The organism is Bradyrhizobium sp. AUGA SZCCT0177, from assembly GCF_018130125.1.
GTDB lineage: Bacteria > Pseudomonadota > Alphaproteobacteria > Rhizobiales > Xanthobacteraceae > Bradyrhizobium.
Genome location: NZ_JAFCMA010000008.1, coordinates 47,544 through 73,155, shown reverse-complemented (window position 1 = coordinate 73,155; position 25,612 = coordinate 47,544). Strand labels below are relative to the sequence as shown.

Annotated in this window: 30 protein-coding genes; 14 read left to right on the top strand and 16 right to left on the bottom strand. The window is 62.2% G+C overall.

All coding sequences use genetic code 11. The features are described 5' to 3' along the window. Positions 1 to 17 precede the first annotated feature (17 nt). Positions 18 to 509 (bottom strand): flagellar basal body-associated protein FliL, encoded by a 492-nt coding sequence (fliL, locus tag JQ597_RS11505; RefSeq protein ID WP_212264285.1) that lies wholly within the window; start codon positions 507 to 509, stop codon positions 18 to 20. Positions 510 to 888: 379 nt separating this feature from the next. Here fliL and flgF point away from each other — a divergent pair, with 379 nt between their 5' ends. The 4 genes from flgF to flgH are packed head-to-tail and all read left to right on the top strand — an operon-like array spanning position 889 to position 4,303. Beyond that, on the top strand, positions 889 to 1,653 hold the full coding sequence (flgF, locus tag JQ597_RS11500) for a flagellar basal-body rod protein FlgF (protein ID WP_212264284.1): 765 nt from the start codon (positions 889 to 891) through the stop codon (positions 1,651 to 1,653). A gap of 17 nt (positions 1,654 to 1,670) precedes the next feature. Further along, positions 1,671 to 2,459, top strand: a complete 789-nt coding sequence (gene flgG / locus JQ597_RS11495) for a flagellar basal-body rod protein FlgG (RefSeq protein WP_192740248.1) — start codon at positions 1,671 to 1,673, stop codon at positions 2,457 to 2,459. A gap of 9 nt (positions 2,460 to 2,468) precedes the next feature. Beyond that, positions 2,469 to 3,545: a flagellar basal body P-ring formation chaperone FlgA gene (gene flgA, locus JQ597_RS11490; protein ID WP_212264283.1), complete on the top strand. Its 1,077-nt coding sequence runs from the start codon at positions 2,469 to 2,471 to the stop codon at positions 3,543 to 3,545. A 5-nt stretch (positions 3,546 to 3,550) separates the two neighbouring features. Continuing rightward, the gene (gene flgH, locus JQ597_RS11485) at positions 3,551 to 4,303 is read left to right on the top strand and encodes a flagellar basal body L-ring protein FlgH (RefSeq protein ID WP_212264282.1); all 753 of its coding nucleotides are present in this window, start codon (positions 3,551 to 3,553) and stop codon (positions 4,301 to 4,303) included. A 126-nt stretch (positions 4,304 to 4,429) separates the two neighbouring features. On the opposite strand, the gene JQ597_RS11480 is transcribed toward flgH, so the two are convergent. After that, positions 4,430 to 5,485: a sensor domain-containing diguanylate cyclase gene (locus tag JQ597_RS11480; protein WP_249147710.1), complete on the bottom strand. Its 1,056-nt coding sequence runs from the start codon at positions 5,483 to 5,485 to the stop codon at positions 4,430 to 4,432. Between the two features lie 243 nt (positions 5,486 to 5,728). Between JQ597_RS11480 and JQ597_RS38260 the strand changes: the two genes are divergently transcribed. From JQ597_RS38260 to JQ597_RS11465, 3 genes are all read left to right on the top strand, one after another. Further along, the gene (locus JQ597_RS38260) at positions 5,729 to 6,415 is read left to right on the top strand and encodes a hypothetical protein (RefSeq protein ID WP_349628810.1); all 687 of its coding nucleotides are present in this window, start codon (positions 5,729 to 5,731) and stop codon (positions 6,413 to 6,415) included. Between the two features lie 178 nt (positions 6,416 to 6,593). Beyond that, positions 6,594 to 6,899 carry a hypothetical protein gene (locus tag JQ597_RS11470; protein WP_212264281.1) on the top strand — a complete coding sequence of 102 codons (306 nt, stop codon included), beginning with the start codon at positions 6,594 to 6,596 and terminating at the stop codon, positions 6,897 to 6,899. A 138-nt stretch (positions 6,900 to 7,037) separates the two neighbouring features. After that, positions 7,038 to 7,793 carry a carbonic anhydrase gene (locus tag JQ597_RS11465; protein ID WP_212264280.1) on the top strand — a complete coding sequence of 252 codons (756 nt, stop codon included), beginning with the start codon at positions 7,038 to 7,040 and terminating at the stop codon, positions 7,791 to 7,793. 662 nt (positions 7,794 to 8,455) lie between these two features. Here the strand turns inward: JQ597_RS11465 and JQ597_RS11460 are convergent. The 4 genes from JQ597_RS11460 to JQ597_RS11445 all read right to left on the bottom strand — a co-directional run bounded on the left by JQ597_RS11460 (position 8,456) and on the right by JQ597_RS11445 (position 12,009). Continuing rightward, on the bottom strand, positions 8,456 to 8,686 hold the full coding sequence (locus JQ597_RS11460; RefSeq protein ID WP_212264279.1) for a hypothetical protein: 231 nt from the start codon (positions 8,684 to 8,686) through the stop codon (positions 8,456 to 8,458). A 113-nt stretch (positions 8,687 to 8,799) separates the two neighbouring features. Then, positions 8,800 to 9,834, bottom strand: coding sequence for a D-alanine--D-alanine ligase family protein (locus JQ597_RS11455; protein WP_212264278.1), 1,035 nt, complete (start codon positions 9,832 to 9,834; stop codon positions 8,800 to 8,802). Beyond that, a complete protein-coding gene (locus JQ597_RS11450; protein WP_249135114.1) occupies positions 9,831 to 10,865 on the bottom strand; it encodes a putative zinc-binding metallopeptidase in 1,035 nt (344 codons plus the stop codon). Before JQ597_RS11450 ends, JQ597_RS11455 begins: the two co-directional genes overlap by 4 nt. 142 nt (positions 10,866 to 11,007) lie before the next feature. Beyond that, positions 11,008 to 12,009 (bottom strand): Bug family tripartite tricarboxylate transporter substrate binding protein, encoded by a 1,002-nt coding sequence (locus tag JQ597_RS11445; protein ID WP_212264277.1) that lies wholly within the window; start codon positions 12,007 to 12,009, stop codon positions 11,008 to 11,010. Between the two features lie 910 nt (positions 12,010 to 12,919). Between JQ597_RS11445 and JQ597_RS11440 the strand changes: the two genes are divergently transcribed. Further along, the gene (locus JQ597_RS11440) at positions 12,920 to 13,309 is read left to right on the top strand and encodes a ClpXP protease specificity-enhancing factor SspB (protein ID WP_212264276.1); all 390 of its coding nucleotides are present in this window, start codon (positions 12,920 to 12,922) and stop codon (positions 13,307 to 13,309) included. Positions 13,310 to 13,406: 97 nt separating this feature from the next. Here JQ597_RS11440 and JQ597_RS11435 read toward each other — a convergent pair whose 3' ends face one another. The 4 genes from JQ597_RS11435 to JQ597_RS11420 form a co-directional block, all read right to left on the bottom strand. After that, a complete protein-coding gene (locus JQ597_RS11435; protein ID WP_212264275.1) occupies positions 13,407 to 14,225 on the bottom strand; it encodes a hypothetical protein in 819 nt (272 codons plus the stop codon). 9 nt (positions 14,226 to 14,234) lie between these two features. Continuing rightward, positions 14,235 to 15,023 (bottom strand): 2-keto-4-pentenoate hydratase, encoded by a 789-nt coding sequence (locus JQ597_RS11430; protein WP_212264274.1) that lies wholly within the window; start codon positions 15,021 to 15,023, stop codon positions 14,235 to 14,237. A gap of 69 nt (positions 15,024 to 15,092) precedes the next feature. Continuing rightward, positions 15,093 to 15,458, bottom strand: a complete 366-nt coding sequence (gene dksA, locus JQ597_RS11425) for an RNA polymerase-binding protein DksA (RefSeq protein WP_092509290.1) — start codon at positions 15,456 to 15,458, stop codon at positions 15,093 to 15,095. Between the two features lie 210 nt (positions 15,459 to 15,668). Beyond that, a complete protein-coding gene (locus JQ597_RS11420; RefSeq protein ID WP_212264273.1) occupies positions 15,669 to 16,280 on the bottom strand; it encodes an NAD(P)-dependent oxidoreductase in 612 nt (203 codons plus the stop codon). Between the two features lie 121 nt (positions 16,281 to 16,401). On the opposite strand from JQ597_RS11420, the gene JQ597_RS11415 reads away from it, so the two are divergent. Further along, on the top strand, positions 16,402 to 16,773 hold the full coding sequence (locus JQ597_RS11415) for a winged helix-turn-helix transcriptional regulator (protein WP_212264429.1): 372 nt from the start codon (positions 16,402 to 16,404) through the stop codon (positions 16,771 to 16,773). 27 nt (positions 16,774 to 16,800) lie between these two features. Here the strand turns inward: JQ597_RS11415 and JQ597_RS11410 are convergent, their stop codons facing one another. Beyond that, positions 16,801 to 17,214 carry a flagellar assembly protein FliX gene (locus JQ597_RS11410; RefSeq protein WP_192740236.1) on the bottom strand — a complete coding sequence of 138 codons (414 nt, stop codon included), beginning with the start codon at positions 17,212 to 17,214 and terminating at the stop codon, positions 16,801 to 16,803. A gap of 264 nt (positions 17,215 to 17,478) precedes the next feature. On the opposite strand from JQ597_RS11410, the gene JQ597_RS11405 reads away from it, so the two are divergent. The 4 genes from JQ597_RS11405 to JQ597_RS11390 all read left to right on the top strand — a co-directional run bounded on the left by JQ597_RS11405 (position 17,479) and on the right by JQ597_RS11390 (position 19,981). Then, a complete protein-coding gene (locus JQ597_RS11405; RefSeq protein ID WP_212264272.1) occupies positions 17,479 to 18,603 on the top strand; it encodes a flagellar basal body P-ring protein FlgI in 1,125 nt (374 codons plus the stop codon). Continuing rightward, the gene (gene flgJ, locus JQ597_RS11400) at positions 18,603 to 18,953 is read left to right on the top strand and encodes a flagellar assembly peptidoglycan hydrolase FlgJ (protein WP_212264271.1); all 351 of its coding nucleotides are present in this window, start codon (positions 18,603 to 18,605) and stop codon (positions 18,951 to 18,953) included. The genes JQ597_RS11405 and flgJ overlap by 1 nt, the downstream gene beginning before the upstream one ends. A 16-nt stretch (positions 18,954 to 18,969) precedes the next feature. Further along, a complete protein-coding gene (locus JQ597_RS11395; RefSeq protein ID WP_212264270.1) occupies positions 18,970 to 19,461 on the top strand; it encodes a hypothetical protein in 492 nt (163 codons plus the stop codon). A gap of 142 nt (positions 19,462 to 19,603) precedes the next feature. Further along, complete coding sequence (locus JQ597_RS11390) at positions 19,604 to 19,981, top strand: hypothetical protein (RefSeq protein WP_212264269.1); 378 nt, start codon at positions 19,604 to 19,606, stop codon at positions 19,979 to 19,981. Positions 19,982 to 20,005: 24 nt separating this feature from the next. Here the strand turns inward: JQ597_RS11390 and JQ597_RS11385 are convergent, their stop codons facing one another. The 5 genes from JQ597_RS11385 to JQ597_RS11365 form a co-directional block, all read right to left on the bottom strand. Continuing rightward, a complete protein-coding gene (locus tag JQ597_RS11385; RefSeq protein WP_212264268.1) occupies positions 20,006 to 20,371 on the bottom strand; it encodes a hypothetical protein in 366 nt (121 codons plus the stop codon). A gap of 23 nt (positions 20,372 to 20,394) precedes the next feature. After that, positions 20,395 to 20,760 carry a flagellar biosynthesis regulator FlaF gene (flaF, locus tag JQ597_RS11380; RefSeq protein WP_212039225.1) on the bottom strand — a complete coding sequence of 122 codons (366 nt, stop codon included), beginning with the start codon at positions 20,758 to 20,760 and terminating at the stop codon, positions 20,395 to 20,397. Between the two features lie 196 nt (positions 20,761 to 20,956). Continuing rightward, the gene (locus tag JQ597_RS11375; protein WP_212264267.1) at positions 20,957 to 22,144 is read right to left on the bottom strand and encodes a flagellin N-terminal helical domain-containing protein; all 1,188 of its coding nucleotides are present in this window, start codon (positions 22,142 to 22,144) and stop codon (positions 20,957 to 20,959) included. A gap of 193 nt (positions 22,145 to 22,337) precedes the next feature. Beyond that, complete coding sequence (locus JQ597_RS11370) at positions 22,338 to 23,501, bottom strand: flagellin N-terminal helical domain-containing protein (protein WP_212264266.1); 1,164 nt, start codon at positions 23,499 to 23,501, stop codon at positions 22,338 to 22,340. Between the two features lie 131 nt (positions 23,502 to 23,632). Beyond that, positions 23,633 to 24,817, bottom strand: coding sequence for a flagellin N-terminal helical domain-containing protein (locus JQ597_RS11365; protein WP_212264265.1), 1,185 nt, complete (start codon positions 24,815 to 24,817; stop codon positions 23,633 to 23,635). 356 nt (positions 24,818 to 25,173) lie between these two features. Between JQ597_RS11365 and flbT the strand changes: the two genes are divergently transcribed. Beyond that, the gene (gene flbT, locus JQ597_RS11360) at positions 25,174 to 25,611 is read left to right on the top strand and encodes a flagellar biosynthesis repressor FlbT (protein WP_212264264.1); all 438 of its coding nucleotides are present in this window, start codon (positions 25,174 to 25,176) and stop codon (positions 25,609 to 25,611) included. Position 25,612: the final 1 nt, after the last annotated feature.

Here is a 25,612-nt window from a genome sequence, read left to right as displayed (position 1 = left end):
TTATGAGACCTGCTGAGTCACTGGACCAGGATTTCCTTGAACAGCACCGCGCTCACCTGTTGCGGCGCCAGCGCGATATTGACGCGCTTGGTCAGCTCCTCCTTGAGGCGAAACAATCCGGCCGAGCCGTTGATGTCGCTGGGGCGCAGTTCGCGCAGATAGGTCTGGAACAGATCGGTGACGCGCGGCAGCGTCGGCTTGATCGCCTCGAGCTGCTTCTCTTCCTTGAACTCGAGCACGACCTTGACCTTGAGATATTGCACGCGCTCGCCGGGGGCGCCGACCAGATTGACCATCATGTCCGGGACTTCGACAAAGGACGGCGGCTTCGGCGGCGGCGCCTCGGCGTGCTTCTCCTCGCCGTGGCCGCGCATCAGGAAGAACCAGCCCGCGCCGGCGCCAAGGATGGCGACGAACCCGACGGCGGCAATGATCACCTTGAGCTTGCCCTTTTTAGCCGGGACGGCTTCCGCGCCTTCGGCAGCACCTTCTGCTTCGTTGTCCGCCATTGCCCCGCCCGATCCAATTGGGAACGAACACGGTTGCCACCAGCCGGGCCGTACGAGGCCCCAGACGCGATACAAAAGCCGCCAGCGCACACGCGCTCTCTTCAAATGCAACGCTAGGGTAATAATGGTTAACGGAACCTTTCCATTGGCCCTCAACTAGGAAAAAGTTGCCGGGCAAACATGGTCAACAAGACCTTTCTGCCGTCCGTAATCGCCCCGGCAAAACCCCTAACCCCTTTAAAAATCGTCGTTTTCCAAACTGGCACGGCTTTCGCTGAGTACTTGGCGGACCACGGGCTTGGGAGAGCCTGGGCGGTTCGAGAGATCGGCGGGCGGCTTGGGAGAGCAGCACGCGGATCGATGAAGGGGAGAACCACCGATGGAGAATACGCTTCTCGTCGGACTATCGCGGCAGATGGTGCTGGAACGGCAGATGGATGTCGTCGCCAACAACGTCGCCAACGTCAACACCAACGGCTTCAAGGCCGACCGGTCGTTGTTCGAGCAATTTCTGCGCTCGCCCGCGCATGAAGACAATTTCCAGCGCCCCGACCGCCAAGTCGCGTTCGTGCAGGACCGCGCCACCTTCAAGGATTTCGCGGCAGGCAATACCGAAATCACCAAGAACCCGCTCGACGTCTCGATCGACGGCAAGGCCTTCCTTGCGGTGCAGACCGCGGCCGGCGAGCGCTACACCCGCGACGGTGGTCTGCAGATCAACAATCTGGGCCAGCTGGTCACCGCCGGCGGCAATCCCGTGCTCGGCACCTCCGGCCCGATCGTGTTCCAGCCGACCGACAAGGAAATCAACATCGCCGCCGACGGCAGCATCACCGTGGTCGAGGGCACCGGCCGCATCGACTCGGTCCGCGGCAAGCTGCGACTGGTTTCTTTCGCCGACGCCCAGCAGCTCGAGAAGGAAGGCAGCAACCTTTATTCGGCGGGCCAGGGCGTCGTCGCCCAGATCGACACCACTTCAAGGGTTCGTCAGGGCTTCATCGAAAAGTCGAACGTCAATTCGGTGACCGAGATGAGCCGCATGATCGAGATCACGCGCGCCTACACGCAGATCTCGGCGCTGCTGCAGCAGCAGAGCGATCTGCACAAATCCGCAATCGAGAAACTCGCCGAAGTTCCGGCATAACCTGAAAGTTTTGATCGATGCGCGCACTCTACACAGCCTCGACCGGCATGGCGGCACAGGAACTCAACGTTCAGGTGATCTCCAACAACATCGCGAACATGCGCACCACCGGCTACAAGAAGCAGCGCGCCGCGTTCCAGGACCTGATCTATGACCATGTGCGCCGGGTCGGCGCGCAGGCGTCCGATCAGGGCACCATCCTGCCCGTGGGCGTCGATATCGGCGGTGGCGTCAAGACCGTCGGCACGCCGCGCCTGATGAGCCAGGGCACGCTGCTGCCGACCGGCAACGAGCTCGACATCGCGGTCCGCGGCGAAGGCTTCTTCAAGATCCAGATGCCTGACGGCACCTACACCTATACCCGCGACGGTTCGTTCCAGATGGACGCGCAGGGCCGCGTCGTGACCTCGCAGGGCAACCCGGTGCAGCCGACCATCACGATCCCGCAGAGCGCTTCCGGCCTCACCATCAACGCCCAGGGCCAGGTGTCGGTATTGCTGCCCGGATCGACCACGCCGTCGACCGTCGGCCAGATCGGCCTGACCCGCTTCATCAACAAGGCCGGCCTCAACCCGATCGGCGACAATCTGTTCACGGACACGCCGGCCTCGGGGCCGCCGCAGGACGGCATCGCCAACACCGACGGTTTCGGCGACATGCAGCAGTCCAACCTCGAACAGGCCAACGTCGAGGTCGTCACCGAAATCTCCGACCTGATCGCGGCGCAGCGCGCCTACGAGATGAACGCCAAGGTGATCAGCGCGGCCGACCAGATGCTGCAGTCCACCTCCAACATGTTCCGCTGAGGAATTGTCATGATCGCCCGCGCGCTCCTCCTTGCCACTGCGCTCATCGCCGCCTCCGCGGCGACAGCGGTCGCGCAGACCCGTGGCGACGTCATCGCCGCACCCGCGCTGCGCGCCAGCGTGACCGTCACGGGCGACCTGGTGCGGATCGGCGACATCATCGACAACGCCGGCAGCGCTTCGCAGATCGCGATCTACCGCGCGCCGGATCTGGGCACCACCGGTTCGCTGCCGGTCGCGCAAGTGCTCAATGCACTGCGCTCGCATCACGTGATCGGCGTCGACACCCGCGACCTGAAGGAAATTTCGGTGACGCGGCTGGCCCGCACGCTCGAGGGCAAGGACATCGAGCAGCAGATCGCGCGCACGCTGGAGCGCAAGAACGGCCTCGGCGAGGCCGCCAGTCTCAATCTCACCTTCGACCGCGATCCCGGCGATGTCAGGCTCGATGCTTCCAACACCGGCGGCATGCAGGCCGCCATCGTGCGCTTCGATCCGCGCAACGGCCGCTTCGACATCACCTTCGAAATATCCAACGACAGCGGCACGGCGCCGATCAAGCTGCGCTTCACCGGCACCGCGATCGAGACCATCGAGGCCGCGGTGCTGGCGCGCGCAATCGAGCGCAACGAAGTTCTGAAATCCTCCGACGTCGTGGTCGAGCGCCGCCCCAAGGCCGAAGTCGGCGCAGATGCCGCCACGCGCGACCGCGCGGTCGGCATGCAGGCGCGCCGCCAGCTGCGCGCCGGCCAGGCCGTCCGGGTTGCCGATCTCGCCAAGCCGGATCTGGTGCAGCGCGACCAGAACGTCACGCTGGTCTACGATTCCCCCGGACTTTACCTCACCGTGCGCGGCAAGGCGCTCGAAAGCGGTACCGAAGGCGACGTCGTCAACGTCATGAATTTGCAATCCAAGCGCACGGTGTCCGGCACCGTGATTGGCCGCGGCCAGGTCTCGATCACGGTCGCCGCGCCGCGCCCTGCGCCTGCCGCCACCGATACCACCTCCTCGCTCGGCAGCACCGGACAAGCCGCCCCCGTCGCCGTCGCCAAACTCAGTTCGTCAGTCGCTCCAAAAGCCGAGTAATGTAAATGTCAGTCTCCCGTATCAACCGCTTCATTCTCACCGGCGCCTTGCTGGCCGTGGCAGCGTTCGCAAGCGGTTGTTCCTCGATCGACCGTCTCTCCCAGATCGGCGAAAAGCCGAAGCTGACCGAGATCGAGAATCCGACCACGCAGCCCGGCTACAAGCCGGTGCAGATGCCGATGCCCAAGCCCGAGCAGGCCTCCTACAATGCGAACTCGCTGTGGCGGAACGGCTCACGCGCGTTCTTCCGCGACCAGCGCGCCGCGCGCGTCGGCGACATCATGACGGTGACCGTCAACATCACCGACAAGGCCAACATCGCCAACCAGACCCAGCGCAGCCGCTCCAGCAAGGAAGACTCCGGCGTTACCGACTTCCTCGGATCCCAGACGATCACGCAAGCCAACAAGATCCTGCCGGGCAAGATCCTGACGGCGGACTCGACCGCGTCGACCGACGGCAAGGGTTCGGTCAACCGCCAGGAAGCGCTGCAGACAAACGTCGCCGCCGTGGTGACGCAGGTGCTGCCGAACGGCAATCTCGTGGTCGAAGGCAAGCAGGAGATCCGCGTCAACTTCGAAATCCGCGAGCTGATCGTCGCCGGCATCGTGCGCCCGGAAGACATCCAGAGCGACAACACCATCGATTCCTCGAAGATCGCGCAGGCCCGCATCGCCTATGGCGGCCGCGGCCAGATCACCGACGTGCAGCAACCCCGCTATGGCCAGCAGGTAATGGACGTGCTGCTGCCGTTCTAATTCGTAATCCCGAGCTCCCACACCTCGTTGCGAACCTAGGCGCGACGATGTGTACCAACGCGGCCCTTGTCAGCTCCCCTGACGAGGGCCGCGGTCGTTTTGAGGAAATGACGGAAAGCGCGAACGTCAAGCCGACTTGCGCACACGGCGCTTGCGGACCGGCTGCGGCGTCTCGCTCTCGCGCAGGTCCTGCGCGCCGGCGAACGCGGCGAGCACTTTGTCAGCCGACACGACGCGGTTGCGGCCGGAATATTTTGCGGCGTAGAGCGCCTGGTCGGCCTGCCCCAGCAGCCAATCCGCGCGCGTATCCTCGCTCGGCACCAGCGTCGCGATGCCGATGCTCAGCGTCACGAACGGCGGCACACAAGGCGCGCCGTGCGGCAGCCGGCCCCGCGCCAGCGCATCGCGCAGCCGCTCGGCGAGTTTTCGCGCGCCGGCGGAATCGGTCTCGGGCATGATGATGGCGAACTCTTCTCCGCCATAGCGCGCCGAAAGATCGGCCGGGCGAAACGCGTTCTTGCCGATCGCATCCGCCACCGCGCGCAGACACTCGTCGCCTTTTTGATGGCCGTGCAGATCATTGTAGAGCTTGAAATGATCGACGTCGCACAACAGCAGCGACAGCGGCTTTTTGGTCCGTTGCGCACGCGCCCATTCCATCGCCAGCGCCTGGTCGAACGAACGGCGGTTGGCAAGGCCGGTCAGGCCGTCGCTCGCGGCCAGCGTCTGCAACGCCAGCTCCGCACGCTTTTGATCGGTCATGTCGCGCAGGGTCTCGACGACAGCGATCAGTTTGCCGTCCTCGTCGTGGATCGGGCCGGCGTCGATGGCGAGATACAATTGATTGCCGAGCTTCGGCATCACGCACCAGTTTTCGGCGGAAAAGCCGACGCCGTCATCGGGGATGGTGTGCTCGGGATAGAGCTGGCTCAATTTGTCGGGCCGTCCGAGCGCGACCAGATCGGCCAGGCAATAACGCTGCTGCTGATAGAACGCGCGCCAATGATCCGATGTGCCGATGACGTCAGCCGCGACGACGCCGGTGAGGCGCTCACAGGCCCGGTTCCAGATCACGACGCGCCGTTTCGGATTGAGCACGAAGGTCGGGACCACCAAATGCTGCATCAGCCGCACGGCATAGCCCTGTGCGACGTCTGGACTTGCTTTGGCTCCGGTCTTCAAGTCCTCAACCCTCGTATCGACAACGCTGGAGGCTATGGGTATCAGGCCAGCGATGAATGGAAGCCCGGTTAGGAATCCCAGTTAGTGTCGGGTTAAAAGGGCCATGATTCCCCGGTGCAGTGCGGCAGATTGCCGTGTTTTTCCGGCAAAAAGTTCCATCGAAACGACAAAGTGTTCCACCAGAATGCGATTCGAACTGATATTCCCTCGGTGCCTGACCGGGCCAATTCTCCTGAACCGGACATGACGATGCGCTTCTGCTGGCCGTTCCTTGTTGGCGTTCTCTGTGCGGCAACGCCATCGTTGACCGCGGGCGCGGTGGAACGTGAAGAGCCCGACATCGACATGTACGCGCACATCTCGGGCAAGTGCACCAGGCTCAAGATCGCCGGCAGCGATTTCGGCTGCAAGGCGGTAGCCTATTTCCACGGCCAGCAGGGCCGCGCGCATTTCACGATCGTGCTCGACGATCCCAAGGATGACAGCCACATCATTTCGTTCTCCGGCGAAACCGGCCGCCGCGAGCAGGACAACGTCTATGAACTGCAGGTCGACCGGATGCTGCTGAACTCCAAGGAAAGGCCGAAGGTCGACGGCCTGCCGGTGCCACTGGTTGAATCATCGACCGGCACCTGCCGTCAGATGGGGATCATCGCGACGCGGCAGGTCTCCAGCATCACCTGTGCGGCGACCGCCAGGGATGGCCGGAAATACGAACTGCAATTCGAGTCCGACGGCGAGCCGGTGACGCTGCGCCGGATCAGGCAATCCTCCCTCACCGAGGAGAAGGCGAACGCCAAGAAGGCCGAGCAACTCGAATGCCGGCGCAAGGCCCATCTCGCCAAGGTGCTGCCGCGCGACTGGACCGCTTTTGTCATCCGGTGCCTGGCGGATGACGATCAGAAGCCGGCGACGGCGGAGCAGCGCTGAGGCTGCCTGTGGCGCTGATCCTGCGGATCGTTACCACGCCATTAACCCTTCGTTAACCAAGCCGTCTCATCCTCGAAAGTCCAGGAGAGGATCCAAGGGATTGACCAGGTCGGGTCACCTGGCCGGCGCGCGCAGGCGTTCCCTCTCCTGCCCACTCGTATTGATCACGGCTGCAAACATGAACGCTGAAAGCAATAGCAACATCGCCTGGCACCGGGTTCAGCTCAAGAAGAACCGCGAGGCCGTCAAGGAACTGGAAATCGCCCGGTTCCGGGTTGGCGAGATGACCGGCGCGGCCGGCCATGCGCAACAAAAAGCCCTGGCCCAGCTCAAGCGCAAGATCGCTGAATCGCAGCGATGCATCGCCGCGCACGAAAGGCAAACCAAGCGGCCGCTGGCGACCGATCTGCGCAGCCTCGCGCAGGTGAGCTGGGGCAGCTGGGACGCCTACAGCGTATCGCGACAGGCGTCGTCGCGGGCGTAAGGACGTATCTTACGAACTGTCATTTGAGCACGCTTTGCGCGAACCCGCTGGGGTTGCAATCGGCGAGCCTGATTGCATCGCGTCACTCGCAGTGACATAAACGTCGGCATCGCTATCGTCTCCCCAAGGAGAACCGCCATGTGCCGTATCTGCGATGCCAGCCGTGCCATTGAAGTTCGTGAAACCTCACGCCGCCGCTTTCTTCAATTCACAGGCGGGATCGCCGCAACTCTGGCCTTTGCGCCGGCGGCCTTTGCCAAGGATCCTAAGGCCAAGGATGCAAAACCGCCGCCGAAGCCGCAGAACCAGATGTCGCCGGCCGCGGCCCTCGATCGGTTGATGAAAGGCAATGCGCGTTATGTCGAAGGCGTCTCGCGCCGGCACGATTTCAAAAGCGAGCGGGAAGCTCTTGTTGGCGGCCAGAATCCCTTCGCCAGCATTTTGAGCTGCGCGGATTCCCGCATCGCGCCGGAATATGCCTTCGACAGCAGCCGGGGCGATCTGTTCGTCTGCCGCGTTGCGGGCAATTTCGCCAATGACGATACGGTCGCGAGCCTGGAATATGGCGTAGCCGTGCTCAACTCGCCGCTGATCCTGGTACTCGGCCACGACAGCTGCGGCGCCGTCGATGCCACGATCAAGTCGCTCAAGGACAACACCACTCTGCCCGGCCACCTGCCGTCGCTGGTCAACGCGCTTGCGCCTGCCGTCAAGGCCAGCGCGGACAAACCCGGCGACAAGCTCGCGAATGCCATCCGCCAGAATGTCATCGACGTTGTCGCCCGGCTCAAATCGGCGACGCCAATCCTCAGCGCCGCCGCAGCCGAGGGCAAGATCAGGGTTGTCGGTGGTATTTATCGGCTCGACAGCGGCAAGGTCGAATTGGTCGGCTGAACGTCAGGGCCGCACGATGACGCAGCTTCATAGGGTGGGTTAGCGACTTGTCCGCCGTCGCTCAAAGAGCGAAAGGCGGAAGCGTAACCCACCATCTTGGTCTTCGAGACTGCCGCACGACAACGTTGTCGTCCAATCGATACAGGCTGTACTCTTAGTCGTCTAATCGGCCCAAGTGCGCTGTCCGCACTTGCATTCGAACATGTGGACGATGCAGCCGGTGCTCGGGCTCACCATTGTTCGAACCAGCCTCAACCTCTCGCCACAAGAAGGGCAATCCTTGTCCGTCTCACTCTCCACAACGGCCACCATCTCAGCCCGAAATAATTCCATGGCCCGCTCCGTACCGACTGGGTTCCGGAAATACACGCTTGGTCCGGGAAATACTAAGGAGATTTTCTTGCTCGGATGACATTCCGTCGGGGCGTTGCCTTTCTGCATCGCGTGTCCTCGGCGGACGTGAGATTTCAGCTGTCGCGGCAAATCCCAGCGACTTGACCGCCGATGCCGAAAGCTTTGTCGTCGTGTGGCTGGTTTTACTCGCTTTCCCACGCTTGGCCGCGTGTTCATCAGTGACGATCAATGCTGCGCTGCGATACGCAGCTTACTTGCGTTGCGGAGTCCGGTATTACTCCGGAGATTGTTCACAGGGTTGATCCGATCTAGTCTGATCCCTGCGATTTGACGCTTTGCTTTACTGAAGACGATTTTTTTCGACTTATCGAATAGCCATAATGATTGACCAGAAGGCCGACAGAATTTTTGTCGGCACCCGTTTCAAGATGAGTAAACTTGGAGTCGCTCGGTGCCCAGAGCTGGCTGACCGGGCTGGCATTGTCATTGAGCTGAGCCCTCGTACCACCGGCATCACCGTGCGGTTCGATGGCGCCCAAAGACCAACTTGCCTGCACAGGGACTTTATATCTCCCGCCTTGGGTTGACGAGCGCAGAAACATCAACTTCCGAGCGCGCACCACCGCTGTGCATGACCGTTTTGCGTTGCCTTTCAGCCTACGGATGCGCCCGCCTTTGCCCGGCTGATTCCGAGGGCCAGAATGCGATTTAGCAGGTCGGGGTAGTCAAGCCCGTCATGCCGGGCGGCTGTAGCGAACTCTTGGCTCTTCGCTATTTCGGGATTGGGATTCGCTTCGATGAAATACGGAGTGCCGTCGGCAGAGAGCCGAAAGTCGATGCGTGCGTATCCATCGAGCTTCAGTGTACGGTAGATGCGTTTCGCGGTTCGCTGAATGCGGGCAGATACCTCCGGCGCAAGGTTCTTGGCCGGCCCGTCTACAATTCCGACGCGTTCCTGGTAACTGGGATCGTGTTTGACCTTTTCGGTGGCAATCTGCCGTGCCCCCTGGCCACCCATGCTGCCGAATTTCAATTCCCAAACCGGCAGAACTCGCAGCCGATTATTGCCGAGCACGGCGACATAGAGCTCACGTCCCTCGATGTACTGCTCGGCGATGGCGGCAGTTCCCATCCGTTCGTGGACGAAAGCGACTCTCTCTGCGAGCTTCTCGTCCGTATCGACGATGGATGCTTGCGAGATGCCGAACGATCCATCCTCGTTCAGGCTCTTGACGATCAGCGGCAGCGCAAGACGCGTCGGCCGTTTGACTTTGCGGCGCATCGGAAACACGGCGAAGGCCGGCACCGCGATCCGGCGATGGTGCACCAACGTTTTGGACAGGTCCTTGCCGCGCGCCAGGACCAGGCCGCGCGGGTTACAGCCGGTATACGGGACTTTCATCAGCTCGAGAAAGCTCGCGATGTGCTGGTCATACCCCGACGTATAGTGGAACTCCTCCAGCAATGTGTACACCACATGCGGCTTGAAACTTTCGATCGCGTCCCGGACCGGCTTGATTTCCTCCTGCACGCCGAGCGGGCGCACATCGTGGCCTGCCGCGCGCAAGGTGCTCACGACGTCGAATTCGGTTTTCCATCGGTTGATTTCCTGCGCGGTGTATCCGTCGGTCGAGTCCGGCGGCAAGAAGTCCGGATGCATCAGGACTAGAACGCGCAGGCGTCTCATAGCGCGATCCATTTGCGGCGTGACGGGCCGAACAGCGCGTGCATGGTCTTGGCGGTCAACAGAATGGTGAAGTTGATCACAAGCTTCCGTTCCGAGCCCGGGGCCCGGAGACCGAGTTCGCGGCAGCGGGAGATCATGTCATCGAGAACGGCATCGAGCGTAAGCTGGTTCTCGCCCGTCCATAGCGCGACCAGCTGCCTGACTTGCGCGCGGTGCCGCCTGATGAAGGACGCCGCCGGCTGCGCCCGTCGATGTCGTTGATCGGTGGAGAACAGACGGGATAGGTCGCGGTCATACGTCTTCGGCGGCTCGAAAGCGTAGAACGCCTGCTTCTTCTGGTAATGCTCGCCAAGCGTTTGGCTGAGCCCGGACAGCGGATCGACACGCTCCCGTGATGTAGTCGGCGGCCGCTCGCCTGCAATCTCGCTCATCAGCTCGTCGACATATTCGAGCTTCTTCAGCGCCGGCCAACCGGCATAGCGTGCCCGCCATTTCGACCGCGGTCGCAGCCACACCGCAAAGGTTTCGGCGAAATCTTCGTCCGGATGGCTCTGCGCGTACCAGCGCCGAAGATGCTGGACGTAACGCCGGCTGGCCGGATTGGGCCGGTAGTAGAGCGGATAGTGTTTCGAGGACGGGCCGAACAACTGCTGCCAGCGTCGGCGGCGTTGCAACTGGTAAGCGTGCTGCACGGCATGGCCTGCCTCGTGACGGAGGATGGCCATGCACTCCGACCAGGTACTTCCCTCTACCTCGAGCATCATTTTTTTCTCGAGTTTCATCAGGCGGGGATGGGCAAGATAGAACGGGATGGCAATGCCGGGCACATCTGCCGGACTGAACCATTCGCTCGATATCCACGCGTGCGGCCGCAGCCGTATGCCCCGCGCCTGGAGCTCTTCGTTCAGAGTGCCGAGACAGTCCTCGAGCCAGGTGCCCTTGATCTTGACCTTCAGGCTGCTGAGACGCTGCTTGAGCAACTGCTCATCCGACAGCTTTTCCCAAGTATATTTCCGAGGCGGCATAGGCATCCAGAGATCATGAAAACGCGGTACCTGGATGGTGTCATAGGATGCTGCTGGCAACAACCGCCTAGTCTTCGCGGCGTGCCGTTCGCGGAGGTCCGAGTAGCGCGTTGGTCATTACCGCTGCTGTCCCCGACCACCAGCGCCCTCACCCCGGCTTGATCCCGGCCGCCTGCATGATCGGCAGCAGCCGCTTTTCCTCGTCGTCGCGGAATTTGCTGATCTCGGCTGATGACGCCGGCCAAGGCGTGGCGCCAAGCTCTGCGTAGCGCTCCTGCAAGGCGCGATCGGCGAGCGCCTTGACGGTGAGCGCACTTACCTGCGCGACAAGATCGGCCTTCATGTTCGCTGGCCCGATCAGCGCGGTCCACGACGTCATCGCATATCCCGGCAGCACCTCGGCCATCGTGGGCACATCAGGAAGTTCGGGAATGCGTTTCAGCGAGGTGACGGCAACCGCCTTGACCTGGCCTGCGCGCACGCTCGGCAATGAGCCGGGCAGATTGTCGAACAACAGATCGACGCGGCCGCCGAGCAGGTCGGTCAACGCCGGCCCGGCGCCACGATAGGGAATGTGGTTGACCTCCACGCCGCCCATGCTGTTCATCATCTCGCCCGACAAATGCAGCGTGGTACCGAAGCCCGCCGAAGCATAGGTGTATTTCTTCGGCTCCTTCCTGAACGCGGCCAGCAATTCCCTGATATCCGAGGAGAACAGATCCTTCCTCGCCACCAGGATATTGGGCAATTGCCACATGCCGCCGATGAAAGTGAAATCGCCGCGCGGATCGTAGGGAAGTTTTGCGTAGCTTCCGATCGCCAGCACGTTGCTGGCGATGCCGCCGAGACCGAGCGTGTATCCGTCCGGCGGCGATTTCGCCACCGCATCGGCCCCCAGCACGCCGCCCGCGCCGGCCTTGTTCTCGACGACGAAGGTCTGTCCGGACAGGTCGCTCATCTTCTGGCAGATGATCCGCGACAGCGTATCGGTGGCGCCGCCGGCCGGAAAACCGTTGACGTATTTCACCTGCCGCGTGGGCCAGGCCTCTTGCGCGAACGCGTCACGCGTTACGAGATACGGCGCGGCAATCGAGCCGCCGAGCATGGCCAGCAATTTGCGGCGGTTCACAGGCGTGAGCTGCGGCATCATTTACCCTCCCTTGCGCAGGTGCCTGCTTGATTGGTCGTGCAAGGCTTGCCGCGCTGGGACAGCGTAGTGCGTCGTTCTCCGGCGTGAAAGAGCCGAGTTGCGCTCTGGCAAGTCAAAAACATGCGGCCTATTGGCCCGTCGGGCAAATCAGTTCTGATTTACGGAAATCGTGTCAAGCCCTGAAATAAAAAATATTTCTGTTTACCAGAAGGCAAATCAGATGCATATCTTCGCCCATCCCGTCCTGGTCAGAAGGGCGTCGGCCGTCGTCACGGACGTTGGGCGGGTTGCGGTGGACGCTGGTTTGCGCCTCGACGACGGCGTGGATAAGCGTACGGCAAAACCGTGTGGTCCTGGCACCCGTTGCAGGTGTCAAGCTGTCGGGTAAGCGAGAGCTGAACGGTAGCGACGGAGTCAACCAAGAACTCGTCTCCGGGGAGATCACGGCATAAGCCGTAAAGCCATTGCGCAGGGAAGGCCGGGTGTTCTCCGCTGCCCTGTATGCTCGTGTGCACTTTGTTTTGTGCAAACCGCACACGGGACCGCGGGTGCAGCGCGCACCCGGTCTTCCCTGCGCCCTCATTTTCGAGGGCAAGGAAATTTCTGGCAAAGCTCGGGCGCAATGCGTCGCGAGAATGCGGAAGTGCGTTTAGACCACGGTGTAACAACAAACACCGCCGTCGTCCCGGCGAACGCCGGGACCCATAACCACAGGAAGAAGTTTTGCGAACGGTCACTGTTACCGAGCCTCTATCGAAAGATCACGCGGTATGGGTCCCGGCGTTCGCCGGGACGACGGCGTAGCTGTGACCTCCCGCACATTCGAAGGGACAATGGTCCGCCGGATTGAACCCATGTGCACTCCGAGGTCACTGACGCATGAAACAGTGCGACAACATGAGACGGACCAATGCAGGCCACAACAAAAAAAGCAGGAATCCTGTTCGCCATGCTGGCGACCGTGTTCGCCGCATCCGGCGCGGTGGCGGCTGAACCCTGCAGCACGACGCCGGCGCGTTTCAACATTGCCGAGACGCTGTGGCACGCGGCCGAAGAACATCCGGTCCATGTCACCTTCACGACCCGGACCGAGGGCGTGAAAATGCCGGGATATCTCCTGGAAAAATATCCGAACGAGATGACCGTCGTCCTGCAATATGAATTCGGCAAGCTGGCCGTGAAGGACGACCGCTTCGAAGTGCTGGTGTGGTTCAAGGGGTATCCGGAACGGTTCGTCGTCCCCTTCAACGCCATCAAGGCGTTCTACGACCGCACCGAGTTGAAGTGCTCGGGTAGCTGATGAAGAATTCGTAGCCCGGATGAGCGCAGCGATATCCGGGATTCACATAGGCAGCCGTCCCGGATGTCGCTCCGCTCATCCGGGCTACAAGATCTATTCACTCAGGCGTGGCGCGACGGATCAACGCGCAGAGCCCGGTCATGCGGGCGATCGGATGCTCGACAAACAACCGGCACGATTTCAGCACGCCCGCAAGCGCATCGGGCGGCGCTGCAGGTTTCAGCTGCGGCGCCAGCATCGCGCCGTGCGCGTGCCCAAGCGCGCGTGTCGAACGCGTCAGCGCATCGAGCCGGCCGTCGGCTTGCAGCGGCGCCAGCATGGTTCGCATCAGCGCCAGATACGCCGGCCAGTACGCCAGATGCCGGTACATGCTCGCAATCAATTGCGGTTCGGTGTCCTCGCCAAAACCGTTCAATTCGCCAACCAGCCGCACCACCTCGGGATCGAGGGCGTCCATCGGCGGCAGTTCCGGAATCTTGACGCCGGAAGGCGGCGACGCGGAGCTGGCGGCCGTGACTGTACCGGCCGGTCGCGGTTCGAAATGCGCGAGCAACGCCGACAGCACGGTCAGAGCCAGCGCGTTGGTATGTTGATAGCTGTCCAGCACATTGCGAATGATGGCCTGGTCGGATTGATCGATGCCGGCGGCGAGCAACGTGTCGGCGGAAAATCCGGGCAGATCGGGCAAGGCGATCGTGCGCCTGACGGATTCGGCATGCAGCGGTGCGGCGCCGAGATAAAGCGGCCGCACCGTGGCCCAGGTCCAGGGCAGCGCGCCCGGCATGGTCGCGAGGTTGCGCCAGATCAAATTGACGACGCTGGTGCCGAGCACCTTTCGGATGTCGGCGTAGATGTCGGCGATTTCACCGCGCGCGTCGGCCTCAACGATCGAGGGAACGCTCTCCTGCCCTTGCATGATTGCCGCTCAGTCCCGAAAACTCGCCGCCACCGTGCCGAGCCCGTCGAGCTCCATCACCACCTTGTCGCCGGCGTTGAGCCACACGGTTTTGACCAGGCTGCCGGTGAGAACGATCTGCCCGGCGTGCAATCCCTTGCCCTCCTCGGCCAGGTGATTGGCGAGCCAGGCCAGCGCATTATGCGGATGCCCGAGCACATCGGCGCCGGTGCCGCGCCCGACTTCGGTGCCGTTGACGATGGCGCGTCCGACCACCTTGAGCAGATCGGGCGCGTTGTTGCGCGGTATCGCCTTGCCGAGCACGCAGCCGGCGGCGAAGAAATCATCGGCGACCAAGGTCGGTGCCCCCATCGTTTCCCATTTGACGTAGCGATCGTCGACGATCTCGATCGCAGGATAATAGGCCTCGATCGCCTCCATCACCCACTCGGCGGTGAACGGCGCTTCCGACGGCAACAGGTTGCGCGCGAGCCGGACCGCGATTTCGCACTCGACGCCGACGCGGACGTAATCGCCGAAACGCAGCTTCGCGCCGGACTCATGAACGCCCTTGGCGAACACGCCGCCGCCGCAGGGATGGGGGATGTCGAGATATTGCTGCATCACCGCGCTGGTGCAGCCGATCTTGTAGCCGACGAGGCCGCCTACCTGCGGCAGCAAGAGATCGTGGACCGCGCGTTGAACCTGGTAGCCCTCGGCCTCGTCCTGCGGCACGAGTTCGCTCGAAAGCGCCGGCAGCGGGTTGCGGCCGCGGCGCGCGGTGGCGATATTTTTGGCGGCCGCGAGAATTTTGTCCATCGGCGGCAGCTCTCTCGTTGCAAACCGGCAGTGCCGACCGCGCGCTGCGGTCAGGTGCCGGACGTTACTCTACTCGTCCCGGTAAACCTTTTCACGCTTTTCGTGACGCTCCTGCGCTTCCACCGACAGCGTCGCGATCGGACGGGCTTCCAGCCGCTTCAACGAGATCGGCTCGCCGGTCTCTTCGCAATAGCCGTAGGTGTTGTCTTCGATACGCTGCAGCGCCGCGTCGATCTTGGAGATCAGCTTGCGCTGGCGGTCCCGGGCGCGCAGTTCGATCGCGCGATCGGTTTCGGAAGAGGCGCGATCAGCCAGATCGGGATGATTGACGTTCTCTTCCTGGAGCGTCTGCAGGGTGATCTTCGATTCCCGCAGGATCTCGTCCTTCCACGCCAGCAGCTTGGCGCGAAAATAATCGCGCTGGCGGTCGTTCATGAAAGGCTCTTTTTCGGAGGGTCGATAATTCTTCAACTTTTCCAATGTCAGCCTATCTACAAGTGCAAGGCGGAACAGAAAATCGTCCGTCCGCGCGCGCCTTATATAGCGGCGAGTTGTGACAGACAATATCGGCCCTGCAGCAAGGAAGGCCGCCCCGGAGCGCATACACAGGCAAAACTGTGCACCGCAGCGGGGCAGCCCGCTTGGTCAGTAACCGACGGTAAAACGCTGCCGGATATGGGCCGGACGCTCGATTTCATCGGCGAGTGCAACTGCGAAGTCCTCGAAGGAAATCCAGCTTTTGCCGTCGGAAGCGGTCAAAAGCTGGTCGGTCCCGAGACGGAACTTAGCCGTCCGCTCGCCGGCCGTGAACAGGGCCGAGGGCGACAGGAAGGTCCAGTTCAGCTCCTTTTCCTGCCGCAGCAGGTCGAGAAAGACGCCGCCCTTCTCGGCCTCGGCCTTGTATACCACGGGGAAGTTCGGCGTCGTGACCAGCCGGACGCCCGGCGCCACCTCGAGGCTCCCGGCGCCGCCGACCACGAGGTAGCGGCCAACCTTCGAATCACGGGCGGCGCCAATCAGCCGGACCGGGTCGCTGTCGAGGAAATGCACCGAGCTGATCGCGGCATCGTGGCCGGCGAACAGTGCGGCTAGGCCGGCCTGATCCTGCACGTCGCCCTGCTTGGCCGTGACGCCCGGCTGGCTCGCGATCTTCTCGGGGTGGCGGGCAATGGCGGTGATGGTGTGGCCGCGGCTGGCCAGTTCGGTGACGATACGCGAGCCGGCATTTCCGGACGCGCCGACGACGGCGATCTTCATCTTTGGTCTCCTTGCGATGGGATGGATGTGGTATCCAATGGTGACTAGATAACGCAAAGAGCGTAGGTGTTAAGAGAGCACTTTGAACTCACCTGATTACGCCGGAGTAACCGCCATGAAAATGAAACCCGACGCCTATGCCGCCAATTGTCCGACGCGCCAGATTCTCGATCGCGTCGGCGACAAATGGGCGGTGCTGATTCTGATCCTGGTGCGCGACGAGCCGATGCGCTTCAACGCGCTGCGCCGCGCCATCGAAGGCATCTCGCAGAAGATGCTGTCGCAGGTGCTGAAGAGCCTGGAGCGCGACGGGCTGATCAAGCGCCGCGTCATCGCAACCGTGCCGGTGACGGTGGAGTATTCGATCACGCCGCTGGGGGCGACGCTGTCAACGGCCGTCGATGCCTTGCGCGATTGGGCCGAAAGCAATCTGAAGGAAGTGCTGAACGCGCAGCGCCGCTACGATGCGCAGCGCAATGCGATGGCGGCGTGACAGACGGGATGTGAGGAAGCGCGAAGCCTAGAACTTCCCGGCCTTGGCCAGTTCGACTTCGACCCGAAGCTCGATCTCGGCCAGGACGGCATCGAGGCCGGGATCGCCGGAGGAGGATTTCAGGTTGGCCGCGGCATCGCGCAGCCGGTTCATGGTGGCGGTGTCGAGATTGCCGGACAGCAGCCCGAGCTTGAGTTCGTCGAGCACGTCGAGCGCGCCGCGCCCGCGCGCCACCGACCGCTTGCGGCGCTCGGTCGGATCCTCGACGCCCTGCATCGCCAGCAGCGCGTCGATGCTGCCGGCGGCCTTCGGCGGGGCCGCGGAGCGGGTCTCGTCCGGCGTCGCCGGCGCATCCGGCAGCGAAAAGCCGGTCGAACTGGTTCGCCGCGTGCTGCTCGCGGGCGATCCAAGCGTGGTGCCGTTCGGTCCGTAGATGCGCATCGTCGTGAATCTCGCCGGTCGATTGCAGGGAGCTTCGCCGCTTTATGGTTAATGCCGCGTAAACGACCCGGCAAAATCTGCCGCCGCACGGCAGTTTCGCCGGTGCCGCGAGATCGGCCGGATCGCGCACCACCGAACAAAGCATAGCACTTTCAACGGACTAGGCCAATGAAACCGCGTGGCACCGATCTCGCATAGTTAATCACGGGCTACCGTCATGGGAGTGGCGCGTTGTCCGGGAACGACTTCCAGGGGAGCATTGGGATGCCCGGCATCCATACGGCGAGAGTGTTGTGGGTGGGCTGCGCAGCGCTGCTGGCGCTGGCGTTGTCGGCCATGTCCGCAGGCGCGACCTCGCGGATCAAGGACCTCGCCAATATCGAAGGCGTGCGTCAGAACCAGTTGATCGGCTACGGCCTCGTCGTCGGCCTCAACGGCACCGGCGACACGCTGAACAACATCCCCTTCACCAAGCAGTCGCTGCAGGCAATGCTGGAACGCATGGGCGTCAACATCCGCGGCGCAACCATCCGCACCGGCAACGTCGCTGCCGTGATGGTCACCGGCAATCTGCCGGCGTTCGGCACCCAGGGCACGCGGATGGACGTCACCGTTTCCGCGCTCGGCGACGCCAAGAACCTGACCGGCGGCACCCTGCTCGTCACCCCCCTGCTCGGCGCTGACGGCAATGTCTATGCGGTCGCACAAGGCTCGCTCGCAATCTCGGGCTTCGCGGCGGAAGGCGCCGCCGCCAGCATCACCCGCGGCGTACCGACCAACGGCCGCATCCCCAACGGCGCCATCATCGAGCGCGAGATCGAATTCGCGCTCAATCGCCTGCCCAATGTGCGGCTGGCGCTGCGCAATGCCGATTTCACCACCGCCAAGCGCATCGCCGCGGCCGTCAATGATTTCCTCGGCGTCAAGACCGCCGAGCCGATCGATCCCTCCACGGTGCAGCTGGCGATTCCCGCCGAGTTCAAGGGCAACGTCGTCGCCTTCCTGACCGAGATCGAGCAATTGCAGGTCGAACCCGACCTCACCGCCAAGATCGTGATCGACGAACGCTCCGGCATCATCGTGATGGGCCGCGATGTGCGCGTCGCCACCGTGGCGGTGGCGCAGGGCAACCTTACGGTCTCGATTTCCGAGAGTCCGCAAGTGAGCCAACCCAACCCGCTGTCACGCGGCCGGACCGTGGTGACGCCGCGCTCGAGCGTGTCCGTTTCCGAAGACGGCAAGAAATTCGCGGTCGTGAAAGACGGCGTCTCGCTGCAGCAACTCGTCGACGGCCTCAACGGTCTCGGCATCGGCCCGCGCGACCTTATCGGCATCCTGCAGGCGATCAAGGCCGCCGGCGCGATCCAGGCCGACATCGAGGTGATGTGATGCAAAGCAGCTTGAACGGCATCGGCAATTCGTACCCGAAATCCACGCTGATCAACGGTCGCAACGATCCGCAGCTGGCCGAGGCCCTGACCAAGATTTCGCCCGAGGCGCAGAAGAAGACCCGCGCCAAGGCGCAGGACTTCGAGGCGATGTTCCTGAACTCGATGTTCTCGCAGATGACCACCGGCGTCAAAGGCGAAGGCCCGTTCGGCGATACGACGGGCACCGGCGCCTGGCGCTCGATGCTGACGGATGAATATTCGAAGTCGTTCGCCAAATCCGGCGGCATCGGAATCTCCAACGACGTCTTCCGCACCTTGATCCTGCAGCAAGCCAACCGCGCCGGCTGAGATAGGGAAACCCGACATGAACCAGCGCCCGCAAGCACAGCCCGCCGCAGTTCCGGCACGCGCGATCTCCTCGCCCGTCGAGGCCCGCAAGCTCGCGGAAGACCTGATGGACGTGATGAGCGGCCTGCTCGGCATCATCGAGCGCGAAACCGAACTGGTTCGCGCCGGCAAGATCCGCGAAGCGATGGAGCTTGAAGGCCAGAAGGGCGAGCTGTCGCGCCGCTACATGGTCGCGGTCGAACATCTGAAGAACTCGCAAAAATATCTGGCGCAGGTATCACCTGAACTGCTGACCACGCTGCGGCGCCATCACGACACGTTCCGCGCCATGCTGCAGATCAATCTCACGGTGCTTGCGACCGCGCATGCGGTGTCCGAAGGCATCGTGCGCGGCGTCAACGTCGAGATCCAGCGCCGCAACATTCCCAACACCTATACGGCAAGCGGCCGGCGCGCGACGCCCGGGCCGCGCAACATGACGCCGCTCGCGGTCAGCCGCTCGCTCTAGACATCTAAAATTTTCGACAAATTCGCGCCCCCGTATAAGCACGGGATTCAGCGCGTTCCCTAACACCGCGTTGAGGGGTGGGAAGCTATATTGCGGTTTGAGAGGGGTTGGGATTTGACTCGAAGGAAGCCTGGAGGCTGCCATGAGTACAGATTTCAACATCAAACCGGTGGGGGCACCGGTTGCCGCGCCGATCGTTCAACCGATCAGCGAAGCGGCGCATAATGCGGTCGCGACCCAATTGCCGGCGAGCCAGAGCGTGGTCGCGTCGGATGCGGGCGCGCGCGCCAGCGATTCCGCTGCCGTCCGCGTTTCGATTTCGAATGCGTCCGTCTCGAACCAGGTGGTGTTCGATCGCGACGCGCGAGCGGTCGTCTATCAGGTCGTCGATAACAGGACGAGCCAGGTGGTGAAGCAATTCCCCGAGGAAGCGGTGCTGCGCCGCCGCGCCTATTTCCACGCGCTCGACCTCAGCAAGGACGCGCCGCAGCGTCTTCGCGCCACCGACCGGCGGGCTTGATTCAAAAAGCTTTGAGAATTCCGCTCACCTGCTCTGCTTCGCATAAGCGGTATCGAGCGACGTTCCGCCGGTTGCCGGGTCGGTGACGACGTTCTTGATGACCGCCGTTCCTTCCTTGGTCACCATGAACTTCAAGTCACCGATCCGGAATGCATTGTCCCTGATCAGAACGTCCGCGAACTTGTTGGTGCTGCCGCTCTGGTAGTGGACCTTGGCGCGAAATCCCGTGACGTTCGAGACCGTGATCTTGAACGACTTGTTGTTGGCGTATTTTCCGGTCCAGTCGCCCTGATAGAGCGTGGGATCGACCGGCGCATACGGCGTCTTGGACGGAACCGCCATTCCCACGGTCTTGTAGTTGGCCGACAGGATACTGAAAACGTCAGCCATGATCGCGCTCCGTTACTCCGCGGTCAGCCGCGGCCCGATAGCCCCGCGGCCAGGTTGCAGTTGATGTCGATCAGCGAGTTCAATTTGGCCGGATCCGGATTCATCTGCATCTCGATGGTCTGCTTCATCACAAAGACGCCGATATTGGCGATGTTCTGACGAACTTCCATCGGCTGCGGGTTGTCGTTGGTCTCCACGGCGCTCATGAAGATCGACCAAAGCCGGCTGTTGAACAGCAGTGCGTTGTGCATGTTCTTGTCGGGACCAGCCCAGTTGGCCTGAACGTCCTGGAGTTGTCGTGCGGCCTTCAGCAGCGCTTGCGCTTCGATTTCACGGGGAGAGGCTGTCGTTTGTGACGTGCGAGCGTAGGCTTGGGCTGCATTGGACATTAACTGACCTCGATGGGAGCGATTCGCAGAACCGCGGGGCTTGAAAACTGCCCAACTTTCATACAGGTCGCGTCTTTAAATATGGTTAGCTGCGGTTGCCAAATGTGTCCATAAATCGGCGGTAACCGCTACGCCGCCGACTCAAAAGAAAGCGGCGGGGTCTCCCCCGCCGCCCTCGACTTTTCTCTGGTCGCCGCTAGGTCCGCAGGAGCTGGAGCACGCTCTGCTGCGACTGGTTGGCGAGCGCCAGCGCGGACACCGCGATCGACTGGCGGGTCGACAGCGCCTGGCTGTTGGCCGCTTCCTCGTTGGTATCGGCCAGCGTCAGGTTGGCCGAGCCGTTTTGCAATACGTTAATCAGGTTCTTGTTGAAGTCCTGCCGGATCTGCACGACCGACAGGTTGGAACCGAGTGAAGAGGCCTGCGTCCGCAACATGTCCGACGCATTGCTTATCTTGGCAATCGTCGCCTTGGCCGAGGCATTGTCCAGGAAGTCGGTGCCCGCGACCAGCGAAGCAAGGCCAAGGCCCGCCGCGCCAAACGTCACGCCCTTGATGTTCAATATGGACTTGCCGGTCTCGTTGAAGGTCAGCTTGAGATCGTCGCCGTTCAGCAGGTTGATGCCATTGAACGAGGCATCCTGCGCTGTCGTCGTGATCTGGGCGATGATGTTGTTGTACTGGGCCACCAGGTTGGAGCGAATGGTCTGCGAAGCCGCATCGGCGGCCGGTGCGACCGTGACCACCGAAGCCGGCAGGAATGCCTTGCCCGCACCGGTCGCGGTGCCGGCGAGCGCGCCGACGGTGGCCGAAGCCGCGTCGTTGATCGTTGTGATCGTGATCTTGCCGGTGGTGTCGTCAACCGAAGCCTGCAGATTGTTGGGTGCCAGAGCCACGTTGAGTTCGTTCAGCGTATCAACTTCCGCCGCGCCGGTACCGAACGTGATGCTCGACGCCGTGCCGCCGCCGGTCGCTGCGATCGTCAGGACGTCGCCCTGCGCAAGCGTGGCGCCCAGCAGGTTGGCTGAGGTTCCCCCGGCGTTCGCGCCGCTGGTGACGCTGGATTTGGGAGAATAGCCGGCGGTCGTCTGCAGCACCTGGTTGGCGATCGACTTCGCGGTATCGACCAGCTTCTGCAACGAGGTGAGGCCAGTGTTGGCGGCCTGCAGCACCTGTACGCCATTGCCAATGCCATCGAGCAGGTTGTTGATGTCGCTGGCGCGGTTATCGAGCCCCGCGGCAGTGAAATAGTTGGTAGGATTGTCGAGCGCCGTATTGACCTTCTTGCCGGACGAGAGGCGGTTCTGCGTGGTGGCGAGCAGGTCCGCGGTCGACTGAAGCGAGAGCAGGTTCTGGCGAACCGAGGCCGAAAGAACAACGGACATGTGTCAAACTTTCCTAGTTTATGTCCTCAGTTCTAGTCAGCTTCCTTTAAATTAAGGTAAACGCCGGCTTAAGCGATGTGATTAATGCTTCCTTACCGGAGGGCGCGCAGCGCTTTTTCGCCCCGTTTCGGCCCTGGAAAACAAAAAAGCGGCGGGGTTTCCCCCGCCGCTTGATCTTGAGATGTCGTCGAAATCAGCGCAGGAGCTGGAGCACGCTCTGCTGCGACTGGTTGGCGAGCGCCAGCGCGGACACCGCGATCGACTGGCGGGTCGACAGCGCCTGGCTGTTGGCCGCTTCCTCGTTGGTATCGGCCAGCGTCAGGTTGGACGAGCCGGTCTGCAGCACGTTGATCAGGTTCTTGTTGAAGTCCTGGCGGATCTGCACGACCGACAGGTTCGAACCGAGTGACGACGCCTGAGTACGAAGCACGGTGCTGGCGGCGCTGAGCTTGGTGAGTGCGGCGTTCGCGGACGAATTGTCCAGGAAGTCCGTGCCCGAGGTCAGCGAAGCAAGGCCGAGGCCCGCTGCGTTGAAGGTCACGCCCTTGATGTTCAGGGTGGACTTGCCGGTTTCGTTGAAGGTCAGCTTGAGATCGTCACCGTTCAGCAGGTTGATGCCGTTGAACGACGCATCCTGAGAAGTCGTCGTGACCTGGGTGATGATGTCATTGTACTGCTTTACCAGGCTCGCGCGAATGGTCTGCGAAGCCGCGTCGGCAACCGGCGCACTGCCGGCGGCCCCAAAGGTCACGGTGCCACCGCCGGTGTTGGTGAACGTAACCGCACCGATCGTGGACGACGCCGTATCATTGGTTGTGCTGATGACGAGCTGGTTGGTGCTGTCGAGGCTGGCCGACAGATTGCTGGTCGCCAGCGCCGCATTCAAGTCAGCGAGCGACGTGGTGGCAGTGAAGGTGAAGTTGACTGCCGCATGGCCAGCGGTAGCCGCGATTTGCAGCTGGTCGGTGGCGTCGAGGACGGTGCCGTCAACGAGGTCGTCCGCGGTGCCGGCGAGCGCAGTCGAGCTCACTGTCGACTTGGTCGTATAACCGGCGGGAGCCTGCAGCACCTGGTTGGCGATCGACTTCGCGGTATCGACCAGCTTCTGCAGCGAGGTGATGCCGGTGTTGGCAGCCTGCAGAACCTGCACGCCGTTGCCAATGCTGTCGAGCAGGTTGTTGATGTCGCTGGCGCGGTTGTTGAGGCCCTGCGCGGTGAAAAAGTTGGTCGGGTTGTCGAGCGCCGAGTTGACCTTGTTGCCAGTCGCAAGGCGATTCTGGGTGGTCGACAGCAGGTCGGCGGTGGACTGGAGCGAGAGCAGGTTCTGGCGAACCGAAGCCGAGAGAACGATGGACATGTTTCATACCTTTCTGGTGTGAAATGGGAGGACGGTCGTTGTCCCAATCTTTTTCGATCGGGGTTAATCAAGGGGTTTGTCAGTGGTCCGAAGCGGCGGGGTTTCCCCCGCCGCTCAAGATGTCGTCGAAATCAGCGCAGGAGCTGGAGCACGCTTTGCTGCGACTGGTTGGCGAGCGCCAGCGCGGACACCGCGATCGACTGGCGGGTCGACAGCGCCTGGCTGTTGGCCGCTTCCTCGTTGGTATCGGCCAGCGTCAGGTTGGACGAGCCGGTCTGCAGCACGTTGATCAGGTTCTTGTTGAAGTCCTGGCGGATCTGCACGACCGACAGGTTCGAACCGAGTGACGACGCCTGGGTGCGAAGCGTGGTGCTGGCGGCGCTGAGCTTGACCAGTGCGGCGTTCGCGGACGAATTGTCCAGGAAGTCCGTGCCCGAGGTCAGCGAAGCAAGGCCGAGGCCCGCCGCGTTGAAGGTCACACCCTTGATGTTCAGGGTGGACTTGCCGGTCTCGTTGAAGGTCAGCTTGAGATCGTCACCGTTCAGCAGATTGATGCCGTTGAACGAGGCATCCTGAGAAGTCGTCGTGACCTGCGTGATGATGTCGTTGTACTGCTTCACCAGGCTCGAGCGAATGGTCTGCGAAGCCGTGTCGGCAACCGCCGCGACCACGGTCGTCGAAGCGGGCAGGAATGCCTTGCCCGCACCAATCGCGGTGCCACCGAGCGCGCCGACGGTGGCCGAAGCCTTATCGTTGGTCGTCGTGATCGTGATCGCGCCGGTGGTGTCGTTAACCGAAGCCTGCAGGTTGTTGGGTGCGAGAGCCGCGTTGAGTTCGGTCAGCGTGTCAACTTCGGCCCCACCGGTACCGAACGTGATGCTCGACGCCGTGCCGCCGCCGGTCGCTGCGATCGTCAGGACGTCGCCCTGCACAAGCGTTGCGCCTAGCAGGTTGGCTGCCGTTCCCCCGGCGTTCGCGCCGCTGGTGACGCTGGATTTGGTCGAATAACCGGCCGGGGCCTGCAGCACCTGGTTGGCGATCGACTTCGCGGTATCGACCAGCTTCTGCAGCGAGGTGATGCCGGTGTTGGCAGCCTGCAGAACCTGCACGCCGTTGCCAATGCTGTCGAGCAGGTTGTTGATGTCGCTGGCGCGGTTGTTGAGGCCCTGCGCGGTGAAAAAGTTGGTCGGGTTGTCGAGCGCCGAGTTGACCTTATTGCCAGTCGCAAGGCGATTCTGGGTGGTCGACAGCAGGTCGGCGGTGGACTGAAGCGAGAGCAGGTTCTGACGAACCGAGGCAGAGAGAACGATGGACATGTTTCAGACCTTTCTGGTGTGAAAATCGAGGAACAGTCGTTGTCCCAATCTTTTTCGATCGGGTGAGGCCAAACTGGAGCGAAGCCCCCTAAAGAGAAATGAATCGAAACTGGACTCCTCCCGCGCCAAAAAAGGAACAAATTGCCTTCATTGACGCGCCTTACCTCCAAAAACCATTGATATTGCTGCACATTGGGCGACAGACGAAAAAGCAGCCGGTTGGCCTCGTTCACCAATGGTTAACTATAATGGGAAAGGATTGCGTTCGAATCGCCTGGAGGAGCGCCAGCGCGTAGCTGGCGGCACGCTTTCCCTCTTCAATGACTGCGCTTTCAAAACGGCGACGGAGAACAGGCATGGCCTTGAAGGTTGAACTCAAGCCGAACGAGCGGATCATCATCGGCGCCTGCGTGGTGACCAACACCGACCAGCGCGCGCGCCTGTTGATCGACGGCGACAGGATCCCGATCCTGCGCGAGAAAGACATCCTGACGCCCGAGACCGCCGATACGCCGGCCAAGCTGATCTATCTCTCGGTGCAACTGATGTATCTGTCGCCGGATCCGATGGCGCATCACCCGACCTATTTCAGCCTGGTGCGGGACATCCTGAGCACCATGCCGAGCGCGTGGCCTTTCATCGAAGGCATCAACAATAACATCCTGAACGGCGACCTGTACCACGCCCTGAAGGAATCAAAGAAGCTGATCGGCCACGAAGAAGAGCTGATCGCCGACGCGAGAAACCTGCGGGCGGCTAACTCCGGCAGCGAAGCCGATCGCAAGTCGGCCTGAT

Bases quoted from the DNA above. Each gene is read 5' to 3' on its own strand.
- fliL (WP_212264285.1), bottom strand. From the start codon at position 509: ATGGCGGACAACGAAGCAGAAGGTGCTGCCGAAGGCGCGGAAGCCGTC.
- flgF (WP_212264284.1), top strand. From the start codon at position 889: ATGGAGAATACGCTTCTCGTCGGACTATCGCGGCAGATGGTGCTGGAA.
- flgG (WP_192740248.1), top strand. From the start codon at position 1,671: ATGCGCGCACTCTACACAGCCTCGACCGGCATGGCGGCACAGGAACTC.
- flgA (WP_212264283.1), top strand. From the start codon at position 2,469: ATGATCGCCCGCGCGCTCCTCCTTGCCACTGCGCTCATCGCCGCCTCC.
- flgH (WP_212264282.1), top strand. From the start codon at position 3,551: ATGTCAGTCTCCCGTATCAACCGCTTCATTCTCACCGGCGCCTTGCTG.
- JQ597_RS38260 (WP_349628810.1), top strand. From the start codon at position 5,729: ATGACGATGCGCTTCTGCTGGCCGTTCCTTGTTGGCGTTCTCTGTGCG.
- JQ597_RS11470 (WP_212264281.1), top strand. From the start codon at position 6,594: ATGAACGCTGAAAGCAATAGCAACATCGCCTGGCACCGGGTTCAGCTC.
- JQ597_RS11465 (WP_212264280.1), top strand. From the start codon at position 7,038: ATGTGCCGTATCTGCGATGCCAGCCGTGCCATTGAAGTTCGTGAAACC.
- JQ597_RS11455 (WP_212264278.1), bottom strand. From the start codon at position 9,834: ATGAGACGCCTGCGCGTTCTAGTCCTGATGCATCCGGACTTCTTGCCG.
- JQ597_RS11450 (WP_249135114.1), bottom strand. From the start codon at position 10,865: ATGCCTATGCCGCCTCGGAAATATACTTGGGAAAAGCTGTCGGATGAG.
- JQ597_RS11445 (WP_212264277.1), bottom strand. From the start codon at position 12,009: ATGATGCCGCAGCTCACGCCTGTGAACCGCCGCAAATTGCTGGCCATG.
- JQ597_RS11440 (WP_212264276.1), top strand. From the start codon at position 12,920: ATGCAGGCCACAACAAAAAAAGCAGGAATCCTGTTCGCCATGCTGGCG.
- JQ597_RS11435 (WP_212264275.1), bottom strand. From the start codon at position 14,225: ATGCAAGGGCAGGAGAGCGTTCCCTCGATCGTTGAGGCCGACGCGCGC.
- JQ597_RS11430 (WP_212264274.1), bottom strand. From the start codon at position 15,023: ATGGACAAAATTCTCGCGGCCGCCAAAAATATCGCCACCGCGCGCCGC.
- dksA (WP_092509290.1), bottom strand. From the start codon at position 15,458: ATGAACGACCGCCAGCGCGATTATTTTCGCGCCAAGCTGCTGGCGTGG.
- JQ597_RS11420 (WP_212264273.1), bottom strand. From the start codon at position 16,280: ATGAAGATCGCCGTCGTCGGCGCGTCCGGAAATGCCGGCTCGCGTATC.
- JQ597_RS11415 (WP_212264429.1), top strand. From the start codon at position 16,402: ATGAAACCCGACGCCTATGCCGCCAATTGTCCGACGCGCCAGATTCTC.
- JQ597_RS11410 (WP_192740236.1), bottom strand. From the start codon at position 17,214: ATGCGCATCTACGGACCGAACGGCACCACGCTTGGATCGCCCGCGAGC.
- JQ597_RS11405 (WP_212264272.1), top strand. From the start codon at position 17,479: ATGCCCGGCATCCATACGGCGAGAGTGTTGTGGGTGGGCTGCGCAGCG.
- flgJ (WP_212264271.1), top strand. From the start codon at position 18,603: ATGCAAAGCAGCTTGAACGGCATCGGCAATTCGTACCCGAAATCCACG.
- JQ597_RS11395 (WP_212264270.1), top strand. From the start codon at position 18,970: ATGAACCAGCGCCCGCAAGCACAGCCCGCCGCAGTTCCGGCACGCGCG.
- JQ597_RS11390 (WP_212264269.1), top strand. From the start codon at position 19,604: ATGAGTACAGATTTCAACATCAAACCGGTGGGGGCACCGGTTGCCGCG.
- JQ597_RS11385 (WP_212264268.1), bottom strand. From the start codon at position 20,371: ATGGCTGACGTTTTCAGTATCCTGTCGGCCAACTACAAGACCGTGGGA.
- flaF (WP_212039225.1), bottom strand. From the start codon at position 20,760: ATGTCCAATGCAGCCCAAGCCTACGCTCGCACGTCACAAACGACAGCC.
- JQ597_RS11375 (WP_212264267.1), bottom strand. From the start codon at position 22,144: ATGTCCGTTGTTCTTTCGGCCTCGGTTCGCCAGAACCTGCTCTCGCTT.
- JQ597_RS11370 (WP_212264266.1), bottom strand. From the start codon at position 23,501: ATGTCCATCGTTCTCTCGGCTTCGGTTCGCCAGAACCTGCTCTCGCTC.
- JQ597_RS11365 (WP_212264265.1), bottom strand. From the start codon at position 24,817: ATGTCCATCGTTCTCTCTGCCTCGGTTCGTCAGAACCTGCTCTCGCTT.
- flbT (WP_212264264.1), top strand. From the start codon at position 25,174: ATGGCCTTGAAGGTTGAACTCAAGCCGAACGAGCGGATCATCATCGGC.